Below are 2,618 nucleotides of genomic sequence, written 5' to 3'. Positions count from 1 at the left end.
GCAGGAAAGCTTCGAACGGTTCGTCGGCGCGATCGATTTCGTCGATCAGCAGCACGCGTCGCGCACCTGGATGATTTTCGTCGGGCATCAACGCTTGCAGCAGCGGACGCTTCAGCAGGAATTCGCTACGATACAGCGTGTCATTGCCAGGCCGCTCGCCCGCGGCTTCGGCCAGACGCAGTGCCATGATCTGGCGCGGGTAGTCCCATTCGTAGAGCGCGCTGGCGGTGTCGAGTCCTTCGTAACATTGCAGCCGCAGCATCGAGGTGCCGAGCATGCCCGCCGCGGCTTTGGCGAGTTCGGTTTTGCCGACGCCCGGCTCGCCTTCGACGAACAACGGCCGCTCCATGCGCAGTGCGAGGTACAACGCGGTCGCGAGTTCGCGGCTGGCGAAGTAGCTTTGGGCGGCGAGTTGCGCGAGCGTGTCGTCGATTGAAGCAGGCTGCATGGCGTTCCTGAATCTGCACGGTGAAACGGGTGAGGCGCGGGGCGGCGCGGCCGCGACGCAACGGGTAAGAAGTTCATGACCGCAGCCGCAGCGGTGACGGACAGCGCGAGCCGGGAGCGCGGCTAACGCGCCATGCCGAGGCACGTCACGTCAGCCGCAAACTGCGAGAGCCACTAACTATTCGCCTTCGTCACGGCTCGCGCGGCCAGCACCGGAATCAGATGCGCGCGATATTCGGCGCTCGCGTGCATATCGGTGTTCAGGTCGGCGTCGGACACGGTCACTGCTCGCGCGGCATCAGGCGTGAAATTCGCTGATAGCGCGCTTTCCAGTTCCGGCACACGAAATACCGAAGACGCCGCACCGGTCACCGCGACTCGCACGCCGCTCGCGAACTTCGCGACGAACACACCGACCAGCGCAAAGTGTGACGCCGGGTTGCGGAATTTCTCGTAGCCGGCGCGCTCAGGCACGGGAAACTCGACGGCCACGATCAGCTCGTCGGGAGCTAGCGCGGTTTCATACATGCCGACGAAGAAATCGCTCGACGAAATTCGTCGCCGATCGGTGACGATGGTCGCGTCCAAGGCCATCGCCGCCGCCGGATAGCAGGCGGCCGGATCGTTGTTCGCGAGCGAGCCGCCGATCGTGCCGAGCGCGCGCACCTGGCGATCGCCGATGTGCCCGGCGAGATCCGCGAGCGCCGGCGATACGCGCCGAAGTTCGGCGTGATCGGCGACGTCCGCATGACAGACAGCGGCGCCAATGGTCACCTTGCCGGCGTCGACGGTGATCGACTTGAGCGCGAGAATCCGCGTCACGTCGATCAGTTGCGACGGCTGCGCGAGCCGCAGACGCATGGTCGGCAACAGGCTTTGTCCGCCGGCGAGAAACTTTGCGTCACTGTCGGCGACGATGGCTGCGGCGGCCGCTTTCGGATCCGTCGCGCGTTGATACTCGAATGAATACATGTCGAATGCTCCGCTCAGGATCTCAATGGGGTTGCTTGGCCGCGTGGATCGCGGACCACACGCGATGCGGCGTCGCCGGCATTTGCAGGTCGGTCACGCCGAGTGGCGCAAGCGCGTCGAGGATCGCGTTGATCACTGCTGGTGGAGAGCCGATCGCGCCTGCCTCGCCGCAGCCTTTTACGCCGAGCGGGTTGTGTGTGCACGGCGTGCCTTTTGCGGTTTCAACGGTGAAGTTGGGCAGATCGGATGCATGCGGCATCGCGTAGTCCATGTATGAGCCGGACAGCAACTGGCCGCTTTCGTTGTCGTACACGCAGCGCTCCAGCATTGCCTGCCCGATGCCCTGAGCGAGGCCGCCATGCACCTGGCCTTCGACGATCATCGGATTGATCACGTTGCCGAAATCGTCGACTGCGGTGAATTGCTGGATACGGCAGACACCCGTCTCCGGATCGACCTCGATCTCGCAGATGTACGAGCCCGCCGGATACGTGAAGTTGCTCGGGTCGTAGAACGCACTTTCCTCAAGACCCGGTTCGAGCACGTCGAGTGGATAATTGTGCGGCACATACGCGGCGAGCGAGATGTCGGCGAATGCCTTGGTGCGATCGGTGCCCGCGACGCGGAACACGCCGTCCTTGAACTCGATGTCTTCCGCCGCGGCTTCGAGCAGGTGCGCGGCGATTTTCTTCGCCTTGGCTTCGATCTTGTCGAGCGCCTTCATAATGGCCGAGCCGCCGACCGCGATCGAGCGCGAGCCGTACGTGCCCATGCCGAACGGAATACGGCCGGTGTCGCCATGAACGATCTCCACGCTTTCCAGCGCAATGCCCAGGCGGTCCGCGACCACTTGCGCGAAGGTTGTCTCATGTCCTTGGCCGTGACTGTGCGAGCCGGTGAACACGGTGACGGAACCCGTCGGATGCACGCGAATCTGGCCGACTTCGAAAAGCCCGGCTCGTGCGCCGAGTGCACCGGCGATGTTCGACGGCGCCAAACCGCAGGCTTCGATGTAGCACGAGTAGCCGAGGCCGAGCCGCTTGCCGTTCTTTTCGGATGCCTGCCTGCGGGCGTCGAAGCCCTTCACGTCCGCGAGTTCGAGCGCGCGGTTCAGGGTGGTCTCGTAGTCGCCCGTATCGTAGGTGAGGCCGACTGGCGTCGCATACGGAAACGTGCGGATGAAATTGCGGCGGCGGATT

The 2,618-nt window shown here is 64.1% G+C and carries 3 protein-coding genes; all 3 read right to left on the bottom strand.

Annotated features, from left to right (window positions below; genetic code table 11):
* The coding region (locus tag VFE81_RS09085) for a MoxR family ATPase (RefSeq protein WP_325044274.1) at positions 1-448 on the bottom strand (448 nt) is incomplete at its 3' end.
* 173 nt (positions 449-621) lie between these two features.
* Positions 622-1,419, bottom strand: a complete 798-nt coding sequence (locus tag VFE81_RS09080) for a xanthine dehydrogenase family protein subunit M (RefSeq protein ID WP_325044273.1) — start codon at positions 1,417-1,419, stop codon at positions 622-624.
* A gap of 22 nt (positions 1,420-1,441) precedes the next feature.
* Positions 1,442-2,618 (bottom strand): xanthine dehydrogenase family protein molybdopterin-binding subunit (locus VFE81_RS09075; protein ID WP_325044272.1); only part of this gene is annotated, 1,177 nt, incomplete at its 5' end.

The organism is Paraburkholderia sp. (assembly GCF_035656215.1).
Taxonomy (GTDB): domain Bacteria; phylum Pseudomonadota; class Gammaproteobacteria; order Burkholderiales; family Burkholderiaceae; genus Paraburkholderia.
Note: the sequence above shows the minus strand (reverse complement) of the source record. Positions and strands in the feature narration are given on the sequence as shown.